The sequence below is a fragment of the Halalkalibacterium ligniniphilum genome (assembly GCF_000334155.1).
Lineage (GTDB): Bacteria > Bacillota > Bacilli > Bacillales > Bacillaceae_D > Halalkalibacterium > Halalkalibacterium ligniniphilum.
The window spans coordinates 1-12,608 of sequence record NZ_ANNK01000092.1 but is presented as its reverse complement, the minus strand read 5'-3'; the positions used below and the strand labels follow the sequence as shown (position 1 = coordinate 12,608).

Annotated in this window: 12 protein-coding genes; 10 read left to right on the top strand and 2 right to left on the bottom strand. The window is 37.8% G+C overall.

Annotated features, from left to right (window positions below):
- Nucleotides 1-460 precede the first annotated feature (460 nt).
- The 7 genes from BLT_RS0110960 to BLT_RS0110930 all read left to right on the top strand — a co-directional run bounded on the left by BLT_RS0110960 (nt 461) and on the right by BLT_RS0110930 (nt 8,188).
- Nucleotides 461-1,483 (top strand): amidohydrolase family protein, encoded by a 1,023-nt coding sequence (locus BLT_RS0110960; RefSeq protein ID WP_017727838.1) that lies wholly within the window; start codon nt 461-463, stop codon nt 1,481-1,483.
- A gap of 48 nt (nt 1,484-1,531) precedes the next feature.
- Nucleotides 1,532-2,254, top strand: a complete 723-nt coding sequence (locus BLT_RS0110955) for an iron-sulfur cluster assembly protein (protein ID WP_017727837.1) — start codon at nt 1,532-1,534, stop codon at nt 2,252-2,254.
- A 133-nt stretch (nt 2,255-2,387) separates the two neighbouring features.
- The gene (locus BLT_RS0110950) at nt 2,388-3,413 is read left to right on the top strand and encodes an NAD(P)-dependent alcohol dehydrogenase (protein WP_017727836.1); all 1,026 of its coding nucleotides are present in this window, start codon (nt 2,388-2,390) and stop codon (nt 3,411-3,413) included.
- 123 nt (nt 3,414-3,536) lie between these two features.
- Complete coding sequence (locus BLT_RS0110945; RefSeq protein ID WP_017727835.1) at nt 3,537-3,806, top strand: co-chaperone GroES; 270 nt, start codon at nt 3,537-3,539, stop codon at nt 3,804-3,806.
- Nucleotides 3,807-3,829: 23 nt separating this feature from the next.
- Entirely contained in the window at nt 3,830-5,461 is a 1,632-nt protein-coding gene (gene groL, locus BLT_RS0110940) for a chaperonin GroEL (protein ID WP_017727834.1), read from the top strand.
- A 292-nt stretch (nt 5,462-5,753) separates the two neighbouring features.
- A complete protein-coding gene (locus BLT_RS21780) occupies nt 5,754-7,775 on the top strand; it encodes a sigma-54-dependent Fis family transcriptional regulator (RefSeq protein ID WP_017727833.1) in 2,022 nt (673 codons plus the stop codon).
- 68 nt (nt 7,776-7,843) lie between these two features.
- On the top strand, nt 7,844-8,188 hold the full coding sequence (locus tag BLT_RS0110930; protein ID WP_017727832.1) for a hypothetical protein: 345 nt from the start codon (nt 7,844-7,846) through the stop codon (nt 8,186-8,188).
- A 206-nt stretch (nt 8,189-8,394) separates the two neighbouring features.
- Here BLT_RS0110930 and BLT_RS0110925 read toward each other — a convergent pair whose 3' ends face one another.
- Both BLT_RS0110925 and BLT_RS0110920 read right to left on the bottom strand, forming a co-directional pair.
- Nucleotides 8,395-9,306, bottom strand: coding sequence for a Gfo/Idh/MocA family protein (locus BLT_RS0110925; protein ID WP_017727831.1), 912 nt, complete (start codon nt 9,304-9,306; stop codon nt 8,395-8,397).
- Nucleotides 9,303-9,668, bottom strand: coding sequence for a hypothetical protein (locus BLT_RS0110920; protein WP_017727830.1), 366 nt, complete (start codon nt 9,666-9,668; stop codon nt 9,303-9,305). The genes BLT_RS0110925 and BLT_RS0110920 overlap by 4 nt, the downstream gene beginning before the upstream one ends.
- A gap of 436 nt (nt 9,669-10,104) precedes the next feature.
- On the opposite strand from BLT_RS0110920, the gene BLT_RS0110915 reads away from it, so the two are divergent.
- From BLT_RS0110915 to BLT_RS0110905, 3 genes are all read left to right on the top strand, one after another.
- The gene (locus tag BLT_RS0110915) at nt 10,105-11,310 is read left to right on the top strand and encodes a GTP-binding protein (RefSeq protein ID WP_017727829.1); all 1,206 of its coding nucleotides are present in this window, start codon (nt 10,105-10,107) and stop codon (nt 11,308-11,310) included.
- 276 nt (nt 11,311-11,586) lie between these two features.
- Complete coding sequence (locus tag BLT_RS0110910; protein WP_017727828.1) at nt 11,587-12,063, top strand: metal-dependent hydrolase; 477 nt, start codon at nt 11,587-11,589, stop codon at nt 12,061-12,063.
- A gap of 124 nt (nt 12,064-12,187) precedes the next feature.
- Nucleotides 12,188-12,484 (top strand): 4a-hydroxytetrahydrobiopterin dehydratase, encoded by a 297-nt coding sequence (locus BLT_RS0110905; protein ID WP_017727827.1) that lies wholly within the window; start codon nt 12,188-12,190, stop codon nt 12,482-12,484.
- The last annotated feature ends 124 nt before the right edge of the window (nt 12,485-12,608 follow it).

Below are 12,608 nucleotides of genomic sequence, written 5' to 3'. Positions count from 1 at the left end.
CTTTTTAGTCGTTCTAATAAAAGAATTATAATTATTTTCAGAATATTATAACTTTGTTTGGTTGATAAATGAGGAAATGATTGTTTCATGTTTAAGATCTGTCGCAAAATGCTACAGCTTCGTTTCGAATTGCGAATCTGTAGCAACATAGTGGAATAAGTGATACATGTATGAATGCTTATTTAATGATTCTTTAAGGCGACAAGTCTGCGTATAAAGGGATTGTGCTTTGCCATCCTTTTTTCTTTTCCTTTTGAATTTTACAACTGTTGGTACAAAAATCTTGGCATGATAATTGCAATATAAGTGAGTGAGTTCCATGCATTTTATAAATGGGTCTCAATGATGATGAAAGGGTGTGAGGTAGAGGGAATTTCCTGTTTTTCATCCATCTAATGTACGAACTTCAAGAACGAATGTATCGGCAAAAGAGGCTATAATATTTTGGGGAGGTAATCTTATGTATAAGACGAAAGACGGCGAAGAAATATTTGTCATTGATTCTCATATTCATTTGTGGGATGGAAGCAAGGAAAATCAATTAAACATTCATGGTGACCAATTTATTAGCTGTTTCTATGATTACCATAAAAATTTAAGCCCAGAAGAATATGTCTGGCCAAAGGAAAACTTTCTTAAGTATGATCCTGAAACACTGACGAAAGATGTATTTGTAAAAAGCTATGTAGATATGGGAATCTTCCAACCGGTTTACCTCAAAGAATTTTATAAAAATGGATTCGGAGATTTTGATGAGAACGAAAAACTTTCAAAAAAATATCCGAACCGCTTAATCTGCAACGGTACATTTGATCCACGGCATGGTGAACGTGGATTAGAAATTCTTGAACAAAATAAACATAAGTATGATTGGCAAGGTATAAAACTATACACAGCAGATTGGGTCGGTGATTCAAAAGGATATAAGCTATCAGATGATTCAGCAAAACGATATCTGGAAAAATGTCAAGAGCTAGGAATAAAAAATATTCATGTTCATAAAGGACCAACAATTACTCCGTTAAATCGAGATGCATTTGATGTGGCTGATATTGATGATGCTGCGAGCTGTTTCCCAGAGTTAAACTTTATTGTAGAACACGTTGGACTTCCTCGATTAGAAGATTTCTGTTGGATTGCGACACAAGAGAAAAATGTCTACGGTGGCTTATCTGTAGCCATGGCCTTCATTCATACACGCCCACGGTACTTTGCAGAAATCATTAGTGAATTGTTATATTGGCTCGATGAAGATCGCATTCTTTTTGGTAGTGATTATGCCCTTTGGGAGCCAAGCTGGTTAATTGAAAAGTTTATTGCAATGGAACTGCCAGAAGACATTCAGCAGGAAACAGGCGTTACCTTTGATTTGAATGTGAAAAAGAAAATTTTAGGTGAAAATGCAGCTGCCCTTTATAACATTGACATTCAAGCTCAAAAGGAAAAATTAAAATCCTGTCCATTAGCAAAACAAAGAGCATAAATCCTAACGAGAGCGTTATCAAACTATCGAACAGGAGGTGCTAAGAAGATGGACAAGGAAAAACAGGTGTATGACATGCTAGATAAGGTGTACGACCCGGAGCTGGATCAACCGCTCACGGACTTGGGTTTTATTGATCGTATAGTGATTGAAAACGATAAAGTTGAAGTTGTTTTTCGGTTGCCGACCTATTGGTGCTCTCCAAATTTTGCTTATATTATGGCTGAAGACATTCATGACTATGTTTCTCAGCTTAATTGGGTTCATGAGGTTAAGGTGAATTTGATTGATCATTGTAACTCTAGTGAAATTAACCAAGGTGTCAACAGTAAGAGAGCATTTAGTGAATCTTTAAGAAGCTTCGGTGGTTCAGATGCTGAGCTTGATGAATTAAGGAAAACGTTTCAAATCAAAGCTTTTTATGCAAGACAAGAAAAGATCATCAAGCATTTACTGAACAAAGAAGGACTTCAAAAGGAGGATATCGTCACGCTTTCTTTGGAAGCGTTTTATGCACTTCCACTTAAGGAAGAAGGACCTGTACTTAGAGAGAAATATTTAGAAAAAAAATTATGGTTAGATCACGGAGGAAATGAGGCATTCACAACACCTGAAGGGGATGTCTTAAGCTTGGAGACATTTTCTGAATATTTACTCGGTTTAAAACGAACGAGATTAAGCATGGAATTCAATGGTCATTATTGTAGAGGATTACTAGAAGCACGCTATAATCTGCCATCTACAAATGAAGAAGGTGCAATGAGTCGTTAAATATAAAGTAGGAGCGGCAGCCATTTGCACCGAAAAAGTATGAAAGCGATTTCATTTCTGGTTGAAAATCTGACGAATGTCTACCGCAGCTTGAATTGCTGCTATTTTAAAAAATACGGAAGGTGTGTGATGTATGAGAGCGGCACGTCTATATCAATTTAATCAGCCTTTAAAAATTGAAGAAGTCCCTGATCCGATCATTACGAACCCTACAGATGTCATCGTAAAAATTGGAGGAGCTGGCGTTTGTCATACGGACTTACATTTGATCCAAGGGATGTGGGATCATATCGTCAGCACAGCCTTACCTTATACGATCGGTCACGAAAATGCAGGGTGGGTTCACCAAGTTGGTTCAGGTGTCACAACCGTTAAAGTAGGTGATCCTGTCATTGTCCATCCAGTGGCAAGCTGTGGATACTGTTTAAGCTGCCGAAGCGGTGAGGATATGCATTGTCCAGAGCTGAAATTTCCAGGTCTTACCGTAGATGGTGGGTATGCGGAGTATTTAAAAACCTCTGATCGAGCACTAATTCCTTTACCAAAAGGTGTCCTACCTGAAAATGTGGCACCATTTGCAGATGCAGGCATAACCGCTTATCGAGCCGTAAGAAAAGCTGCACCATTAGCGAAGCCTGGTACAAAAGCATTGATGATTGGGATGGGGGGATTAGGACATATTGGTCTTCAGGTGATGAGGGAATTGGGGAATGCGGACATTATTACCCTCGATATCGACAAGGACAGGTTGAATATGTCTTTAGATTTAGGAGCTACCCATGCAGTGGAAGCAAATGATGGAGCGATCTCTCAAGTAAGAAGTTTAACGAACGAAGTTGGAGCAGATATCATTATTGATTTTGTTGGAACGGACCAGACTCATAACGATAGTCTGCAAATGTTAAGAAAGGGAGGTCATTATTTTGTTGTTGGCTACGGAGGAACAGTTACAGTTCCATCCATTGACATCATTAATAATGAATTTAGCATCATTGGAAGTTTAGTTGGGAACTACAATGAACTTTATGAACTAATGGAATTGCATGCTCGTGGTAAGGTAAAGCTCCACTCTTCAAAATACTCACTTGATGAGGCAAATGATGTACTTAAAATGCTTGAGGAAGGGAAGATCAATGGTCGTGCTGTCTTAGTTCCTTAAATCGAGCGCTTTTAAAAGAAGTCAGGTTAGCCCCTGATTTCTTTCTTTACTAACAAAACAAATAATCTAGCCATGGATACGATTTGAAATCCTTGATTCTTATGAAGGGAGTGATCATAAACAATGGAAATTCAGCCATTGGGCAAGAGAATTCTAGTAAAAGAAATTGGCCATGAGGAACAAACGAAAAGTGGAATAGTGTTACCAGATTCATATAAAGAAGGACCGGATATGGGACAGGTTTTGGCTATAGGCACAGGTTCAGAGGAACCAGATTTACAAGTGAAGGATGTGATTCTCTTTGATCGACAACTTAGTACGAAAATCACGATTGATCATACTGATTATCTAATTATTCAAGAAAACGACATACTTGCCATCAATAAACGATAAAAAGCTGGAAGGAGGAACCCACTATGCCAAAGTTAATCAAGTTGGATGGAGATGCACATGCTGCCCTTGAACGAGGAGTAGATAAACTTGCAACCATTATAAAGGCCACATTAGGTCCTAAAGGGCGAAATGCAATTATCGATCGACCGTTTGCAACGCCCATGATTTCAAACGACGGCGCATTTATTGCAAGTGAATTGGAGCTTGAGGATTCCTTTGAAAATATGGGAGCGGTACTCGTTCGAGAAGTAGCCAGTACGACGAATGAAATGGCAGGCGATGGAACGACAACTGCGACGATCCTTGCACAAGCAATGATCAAAAAAGGGTTAGGTTTTATAAGAGAAGGAGCCAACCCAATGACTCTTAAAAAAGGGATTGAAAAATCAATCCAAGAAGTAGTAAAAAAATTAAAAGATAAGGCGATACCGATTGAAACAAATCAATTAATTGCTGAAGTTGCTTCGATTTCTTCAAAAGATAGAGAAATTGGCAATTTGATAGCAAAAGCGATTGAGAGAGTTGGTAGAGATGGGATTGTTACGGTTGAGGACTCAAAACTTCCCATTACAGAGCTCGATATTGTTGAGGGCATGCAATTTGAAAGAGGCTATATTTCACATAATATGGTGACCGATTTTGACCGAATGAAAGCCATTCTTGATGAACCATACATTTTAGTTACCGACCAAAAGATAGATAAGATTCAACAAATTGTTCCGATTATGAATCAATTGTTGAAAGACGGTAAACCTTTACTAATTATTGCAGAGGATGTTGGAAACGACGTATTAGGAACGATCATCATGAATCAAAATAGAGGGAATTTGCAAACGGTCGCAGTTCGTGCTCCTGAATTTGGTCCATTTCGCCAATTAGCGCTGGAAGATATTGCTGTTATGACTGGGGCACAATTAATCTCTGGAGAAATGGGACGAAACTTAGAAAGTATGTCAGTTGAAGATTTAGGAAGAGCTCGCCAAGTCCGGGTGAGCAAAAATGAGACAGAAATTATTCAAGGATACGGAGATCAAGAACAAATTAGAATGAGAAAAGAACATGTGCGTATGCAAATTGAGGACATTGCTCAAGAATGGGAAAAAGAAAAACTACAAGAACGATTATCAAATTTGTCAGAAGGTGTAGCAGTCATTTATGTAGGAGGATCTACGGCTGTTGAACGGAGGGAGAGATTATTACGAATAGAAGACGCCTTAAATGCAACTCAGGCTGCCATTGAACAAGGAATTGTAGCTGGCGGCGGTACAGCTTTATTGCATGCTTCACCCATACTTGAAAATTTAGTTGAGCAATTAACTGGGGATGAACAATTGGGTGCAAAGGTGGTACTCCATGCATTGTCAGCGCCATTAGAAACCATTGCCGAAAATTCAGGTGTTGATCCACTTGAAGTGGTGGAAACAGTAAAATCTCTACCAATTGGACATGGTTTTGATGCTTTGACGGAAGAATATGTGAACTTAATTGAAAATGGAATTATTGATCCGGTTAAAGTATCATGCTCGGCCCTTGAAAACGCTGCTTCTATTGCATCGTTGATTATTACGACAAAAACATTGATCACAGACAAACCAGAGATTGATGATCCGACGAGTGGACCTTCTCATGGAGGCGGGGCAGAGATTTATGAGTGATTTCCATTTAGAAATTGAATAAAAAATAAACATGTAAGCACGTTATTGTTAAATGTAACAATGTCTACTTTTAAAAACATTAGGTTTCATCAAAGCCATTCCTTTACTGTGAATGCAAAACTCGCACACGTAAAGGAATGAGCTATATTAAAAAGTAAAAAATTCTGAATTTTAAAAAAAGGTAATCTATCTTTTAACAAGAATAAATTAAGTGAAGATAAAAGAGAGAGAACATCGAAGTCTCATGTTTGATTAAGACATTTCTAAAGCTCGTTTATTTGGGGGTGAGAATATGAACAACCGTATTAAACCATTCCAACCATATACGAATCATAAATTGGAACGAAATAGACTTGAAGAAATCTGGGAGCATTTTATCATTCAAAAAAAAATTCCTGAACATCTAAGTCTCAGACCGGAAATGGTGCAGTCATGGCAACGTTGTTTAAGAAAAGGTGTGGACCCTGTTGCGACTCGCGCACCGATTATATCATCAAATCAGCAGGCCAGTGAAGAATTTGTTAATAGTCGACTATATCGACATTTATTGCCCTACTTAAGAGATATAAAAGACAAGGTTGTTGAAATGAACAATTTATTAGTCATCACTAATTCAAAAGGTGAAATTAACCACATTGATGGGGCGTTTTCATTACAGGGAAAAGCTGAAAAAATGAACTTTGTTGTCGGTTCATCGTGGGCTGAAAATGATTCAGGTACGAATGCCATTGGTACGGTGCTAGCTACGAAATCTCCTATTCAAGTATTTGCTGCAGAACATTTTTGCCAAGAAGTACATGAGTGGACGTGCTCTGCAGCCCCGATTCTTGATCCCCTTACAGATGAAGTTTTAGGTGTCATTGATTTAACAGGATTATGGAAGGGCGCTCATCCTTATACCCTTTCGGTCGTCCTAACAATTGCACGAGCGATTGAGGGGGAAATTCGACAAGAGTTAGAAATGGATCGTTATAAGATGCTGGCTAATTATTTTGAAGCAACGATGAGAACACCTACTATTCCATTAGCTGCTCTGGATATGGGAGGTATCGTAATAAAAGCTGATCCTCTACTGTATGAAAATAAATTAATTGATGAAAATCATCAATTAATGGGCTTGCCGCCAAAAATATTGCAACGAACGTCGGAAGAAAGCTGGGAGGTTGAAACAACGAAAGGAAGATGGAAATTTGTTACGGTTCCTTATGCGGATCAAGGACGGCCTATTGGATTAATCGTGCATGCAGTTCCTCCTAAGTATGAAGGAATCAAGGTAAACGCTTCTACAATTAAGCATTCTTTTTCAAGCATGATCGGACAATCAAAAATATTTACGTCCACTATCAAAGAAGCACTTTCAGCAGCTGGGACAGACTTGCCGATTTTAATTGAAGGTGAAAGCGGTACAGGAAAAGAATTATTTGCACAATCGATTCACAATGCCAGCAAAAGGGCTGATGGACCATTTGTAGCAGTAAATTGTGGTGCCTTGCCTAAAGAGCTTGGGGTTAGTGAATTATTTGGTTTTGAGGGGGGAACATTTACCGGTGCGGCAAAAGGGGGAAAAGCAGGAAAGTTTAAACAAGCTCAAGGTGGTACCATCTTTTTAGATGAGATTGGTGAAATGCCCTTAGAAATGCAAACGTTTTTATTGCGGGTCTTGGAGGAAGGTGAAGTTGTTCCTGTAGGAGCACAAAAGCCTATCCCCTTGAATGTTAGAGTCGTGGCTGCTACAAATCGGGATCTTTTGACAGCTGTAGAAAACGGACAGTTTCGTCGAGATCTTTTTTATCGCCTCAATATTCTTTGTATTCATATCCCGTCTCTTAGAAATCGTATGGAAGACATCCCTTTATTAATTGATTACCATTTAAAAAAAGCATGTAGAGAAATAGGTCGCTCACCTTTACAGGTAAATGAGTCGGTGCTGCGCATACTTCAAGAATATAGGTGGCCAGGAAATGTCCGTGAACTTCGCAATATCGCCTATCGATTGGCTACAAATACATCAGGAGATTTTATCGATATCTGCGATTTACCCGTTGAAATAAGCAAAAATAGAATAAACCAAAGAGAGCATATTCAAACGAATGAAGAATCATTTAACGATGATAAGAAAATTGAATCGAGAGGAATGCTAAAGCAAAATGAGGAATTTAAAGAAACGAGTATAAAAGACAAAGAATTACAATTTATTCTCACTACGCTAGAGAAGGTAAATGGTAATGTAGCAGAGGCTGCACGAAGGCTTGGAATTCATCGAAGTACAATCTATAGGAAGCTAAAAGCCGTTTCATCCTATAAGAAAAGATAAATTTTAGAACGATTTTCATAATCATGAGTCTGTAAACAATAAAACGATGAGAAAAGGGGAATGATTTCATGGAGCCTGTATTATGGAGTGAATTAGGACATGAGGAGCGAGAAAAAGTATCGAGCCTTATCATTGAATTTAGCACTGCAGCCGTTTCTTGGAACAACGAAGAGCAGAATAATGTCCTAAATTTATTTACGAAATTGATGAATGCTTGTCAGGAAGAACACCGCATCAAACCTCATCAATTGGTTGTTGTTTCAAAAATGCTTCAGGAGGCAGCCATTTCAGATTTGTATGAATGGTTACCAGAGGATTTTGAGAAATGGGAGGATAAGGATGAGCTGATGGCCATGTTTTTCTTTGGTCAAAAAGGGTTAGAAAGCTATCGTAAAGCTAAGGAAAACGCATAGCCTTCCTAGATAATTATTGATAAAACGATGAATGAATGGATAAAAAATTAAAATATAAGTTAAATATAATTTGAAATGGAGCCTTCGCGGGCAGGATCACTAGCGAGAAAAAGCATGATCCAGGCTGTTCCTAGCCTATCATGCCCGCCTCTTCATGTTAAGCCTTTCAATCTATAAAGTGTTATTTTATGAATTGCATAAAATAATTATAACCTTTGCAAAAGTGAGGCGATACCGCATTCCTCTCCCCATCGATAAGCTTTCTTTTTTGATTTTGTCAAGGACATGGTAGATTGTTGCTTCATTGATTGAAGAATTCCATCAATGGCTTTTAGGCTACTCAAAATATTACTTTCAAAGTGTTCAGTTTTTCGATTTTGTAGGATACAATCATTCACGTATTTTACACCATGAACGGGAGAATATAGTATATCATCATCAATTAAAAGCGTAATCGCTCCATTCGTGCCGAAAATCTCATATCGGTGAAGCGAATCTAGCTCAATACTGCAATCAACAACGGCATGTACTTGATTTGGATAATGTAAGAGGGCGATTGTCGTTGTATCGACGGCGTCATGATTAACAGTTCCCATTGAGGTGATGATGAGCGGGTCATGATCGACAAGATAGTGTATTGTATTGATACAATACCAGCCCAAGGTGTGTAAAGCTCCAGCTTTTGGCTGTTCCTTACTATTAACGTCATGTTGGACAGGAGTTTTGAAGAAGCTTGCTCTAATCATTTTGATCGTACCAACGGTCCCTTCCTGGATTTTGGTCGTTAAAGCAGCAATCAATGAGTGATAAACTGCATCTACCATAAAAATATTATTTTCTTTGCAGTAAGTAACCAATTCATAGGCTTTTTGAACACTTAATTGTGCAAAGTTTGTAGAAAGAATTTGTTTTTTTGTGCAAGCAGAAGATAGAATTAACTCGACATCCTGATCGGTTATGGTGGGAAGAAAGATGGCATCAATTGTTGGCTCCTTCAGTAAGGCTGAAAAATTTGCACCGGTATAGATCTCTATGCAAGAATCATCGATCAATTGTAATACATTTTTGTGTGCATTTTCTAACGAATTAACTAGACCCCACCTTACTTTTTTCTTCATCTGATTTCTCCTTCCATGTTTTCTCCTAAGTTATGTTCATTGAAAATTTCTTTCTGCACATCATAAAGCTGAAATTTGTCGTATATTTCGCCCAGTTCCTCAAACCATTTTTTATCACCTAAATCAACAGCTAAAATTTGCAATTGAATTAGGTGTGCTTTTAATAATTTTTTGTATTCTTTATAGCTTAAACAAGAAACAATGTCTTGATGATAGCATGTGATTTTTTTACCATTAGATAGATTTAAAATATAATAATTTTCTTTTTGAGAATCGATAATTGAAACCTCTCCATAAAGCAGATTGTTAGGATTAATGATTCTAACAACATCACCTGCTTGAAACGCTCTTTGGTTCCTCATTTTGAAATCCCTCCATGAACTCCTAAAATCGTGAAGAGTTACTCCTTTTAAAATAAGATGTTGCTTTTAAATATGCAAAAATAGTGCCAACGACGAGGGGAGGGTAACCTGCAATAATTTAAGACAACAACGAATCTATGTTTTCGAGAGTGTCGCTTTTTACTACATAGGTGTTTCATCATGTATCAAATTACTACAGATCAGTGAGGAATGTTAAACGGATATTTTAAAAAAAGTTCGGTAAAAATAGGTTTTTATTCATAAAAAAGCGAGAGGTCATTCTAAGATTTGGTACTTAACAGTCATTCTTCACATTTATTAAACCAAGTCTTTAAAAGAATCACGCAGTAAGCTATTTACAAACGGAACGTTATCTACTATAATTCTAACTTATAAATCGTAACTATTACGATTTGTTAAAAAGGAGCGGATAATGATGATACAAGACAAACGAATTCCTGTTACGGTACTTAGTGGTTATTTAGGAGCAGGAAAAACAACGATCTTAAACAATATTTTAAATCAGAGAGAGGGATTAAAGCTCGCTGTTATTGTAAACGATATGAGTGAAATTAATATTGATGCTGACCTTATTAAAAGTGGGTCGCAGTTCACTCGAACAGATGAAAAGCTTGTAGAGCTGTCAAACGGTTGCATTTGCTGTACGCTACGAGAAGACTTACTTGTTGAAGTGGAAAGGCTAGCAAAAGCTGGTGAAGTGGATTACATCTTAATTGAATCAACAGGAATTAGTGAGCCTGTTCCAGTCGCTCAAACCTTTTCATACATAGATGAAGAAATGAAGATTGACCTCACGTCTTTAACTCGACTAGATACGATGGTTACGGTTGTCGATGCGTATCGATTTTGGCATGACTATGAATCAGGAGAAAGCTTATTGGACCGGAATCTTGCCGCTGATGAAACGGATACAAGAGAAGTGGTTGATCTATTAATTGACCAAATTGAATTTTGTGACGTTTTACTTTTGAATAAATGTGACCTAGTAGAAGCAGATGAGCTTGATAAATTAGAAAAAGTGATTCGAGCTTTGCAGCCTGAAGCGAATATTATTCGCACCTCTAATGGGGCAGTAAAGAAAGAGGATATTTTAAATACAGGTCGATTTGATTTTGAAAAAGCGAGTCAATCTGCTGGTTGGATAAAAGAACTTCAACAAGAGCATCAACCAGAGACCGAAGAATATGGGATTTCTTCTTTTGTCTACCGTCGAAAGCGTCCATTTCATCCCTCGCGTCTGATGGAATTTCTGGAAGATTGGCCAGATGAAGTGGTTCGAGCGAAAGGATTTCTATGGCTAGCAACAAGACATGACCATGCCGTTTTATTAAGCCAAGCAGGGCCTTCCATCTTATTTGAAGCAGCGGGTCAATGGGTAGCTGCTCTACCTAAAGAGGAGCAAGAGGAAATATTAGCAGAGGAAATCGAAGTGAACCGATATTGGGATGAAACGTATGGAGATCGAATCAATGAATTGGTGTTTATCGGGATTGAACTTCAACAGAAGGAAATTGAGAGAATGCTTGATCGTTGCTTATTAACAGAAGGAGAAATGGAAAGAGAAGACCAATGGGCTCAGCTTCCAGATCCATTGCCATCAGCACCGATCGTGCAAGAGTAATCTTTAAATCGTAATTGTTTTGATTAACCTGCATTAGAAGGCGAGCAAAGACAACAAAAATTATCTGAAAAGCGAAAGCCGGCAATAAGAACAAAGTTACCTATACGCTATCAGTCTCTAAACTTAATAAGAGTTGGTTACTTTTTTTTGCTATTTTAACGATTTACAAAACCTGATTGATTTTAAAGCTCTAAGAGAGGTATAATGGACTTTGCCTCGCAAATTACAAACGTACATTCTAGTTTGTTAAGTAATCCTACATAGGGACGTGACAGCATGAAAGGACCTACACATATTTTAGGCGGCCTTGCTGCTGCCACCATTTCTACACAGCTTTTTGACGTCCACGTCCAAGAAACTCTCTATTTTTATAGTGCAGCTTTATTCGGTTCAGTCATACCGGATATTTGTCACCCGAAGTCTATGGTCGGACGAATGGTTCCGTTTATTTCTCATTTTTTACTTCGTATTTTTGGGCACCGTTCCGTTACACACAGTCTGTTATTCTTATTTCTTATTACATGGTTGACGAACCTTTTGATGATCAATGGAGCAGCAGATATTCAGGCTGGTTTACTTATTGGGATCGTAAGTCATCTTATCCTAGATGCTATGACCCCTAGGGGGATTCGTTTGCTTTACCCGATAAAAATGAGCGTCCGGTTCCCTTTTACAACCAAAACAGGCTCTGTCATTGGTGAGACCTTTGTCTGTGTTGTTTTGCTTACTTTCACAATTCTAAGCATCCTTTAAAGGATAGATAATACGGTCTGTAATTACTTTTACCGAGTCATGCACTCGGTCTTTTTTTTGTGAAGAGCATTTTTTACATAAGCAGATTGGAATAGTAAACTAAACTAAAAAGGAGCTGAAGATAATGAAGAAGCTTGAATTAGAGATTGTACAGGAAAAGCTGAAAGATGTAGAGGGTTGGACGGTTCATGATAATAAATGGCTTGTTAAGAAGTACCGCTTCCGCTCATATTTAACTGGTATCAAATTTGTAAACGAAATTGCTCAATTATCAGAAGATGAAAACCATCATCCGTTTATTTCAATTGATTATTTGCTCATCACGTTAAAACTCACATCATGGAACGCACGGGGAATCACTGAATTAGATTTAAAATTGATTCAAGACTATGATCGAATCTATAAAGAAACCTCGCTATGAAAAGGAAGCATCAAATCTTCTCCAATAATAAAACCTTTTACATTTCTTTTGCAGGGATTCGTATGAACTTGTAGGAAAGGGAGGTAGTGACATTAGATGGACCATTTTTTCACCTGCTTCTTTC

Bases quoted from the DNA above. Each gene is read 5' to 3' on its own strand.
- BLT_RS0110960 (WP_017727838.1), top strand. From the start codon at position 461: ATGTATAAGACGAAAGACGGCGAAGAAATATTTGTCATTGATTCTCAT.
- BLT_RS0110955 (WP_017727837.1), top strand. From the start codon at position 1,532: ATGGACAAGGAAAAACAGGTGTATGACATGCTAGATAAGGTGTACGAC.
- BLT_RS0110950 (WP_017727836.1), top strand. From the start codon at position 2,388: ATGAGAGCGGCACGTCTATATCAATTTAATCAGCCTTTAAAAATTGAA.
- BLT_RS0110945 (WP_017727835.1), top strand. From the start codon at position 3,537: ATGGAAATTCAGCCATTGGGCAAGAGAATTCTAGTAAAAGAAATTGGC.
- groL (WP_017727834.1), top strand. From the start codon at position 3,830: ATGCCAAAGTTAATCAAGTTGGATGGAGATGCACATGCTGCCCTTGAA.
- BLT_RS21780 (WP_017727833.1), top strand. From the start codon at position 5,754: ATGAACAACCGTATTAAACCATTCCAACCATATACGAATCATAAATTG.
- BLT_RS0110930 (WP_017727832.1), top strand. From the start codon at position 7,844: ATGGAGCCTGTATTATGGAGTGAATTAGGACATGAGGAGCGAGAAAAA.
- BLT_RS0110925 (WP_017727831.1), bottom strand. From the start codon at position 9,306: ATGAAGAAAAAAGTAAGGTGGGGTCTAGTTAATTCGTTAGAAAATGCA.
- BLT_RS0110920 (WP_017727830.1), bottom strand. From the start codon at position 9,668: ATGAGGAACCAAAGAGCGTTTCAAGCAGGTGATGTTGTTAGAATCATT.
- BLT_RS0110915 (WP_017727829.1), top strand. From the start codon at position 10,105: ATGATACAAGACAAACGAATTCCTGTTACGGTACTTAGTGGTTATTTA.
- BLT_RS0110910 (WP_017727828.1), top strand. From the start codon at position 11,587: ATGAAAGGACCTACACATATTTTAGGCGGCCTTGCTGCTGCCACCATT.
- BLT_RS0110905 (WP_017727827.1), top strand. From the start codon at position 12,188: ATGAAGAAGCTTGAATTAGAGATTGTACAGGAAAAGCTGAAAGATGTA.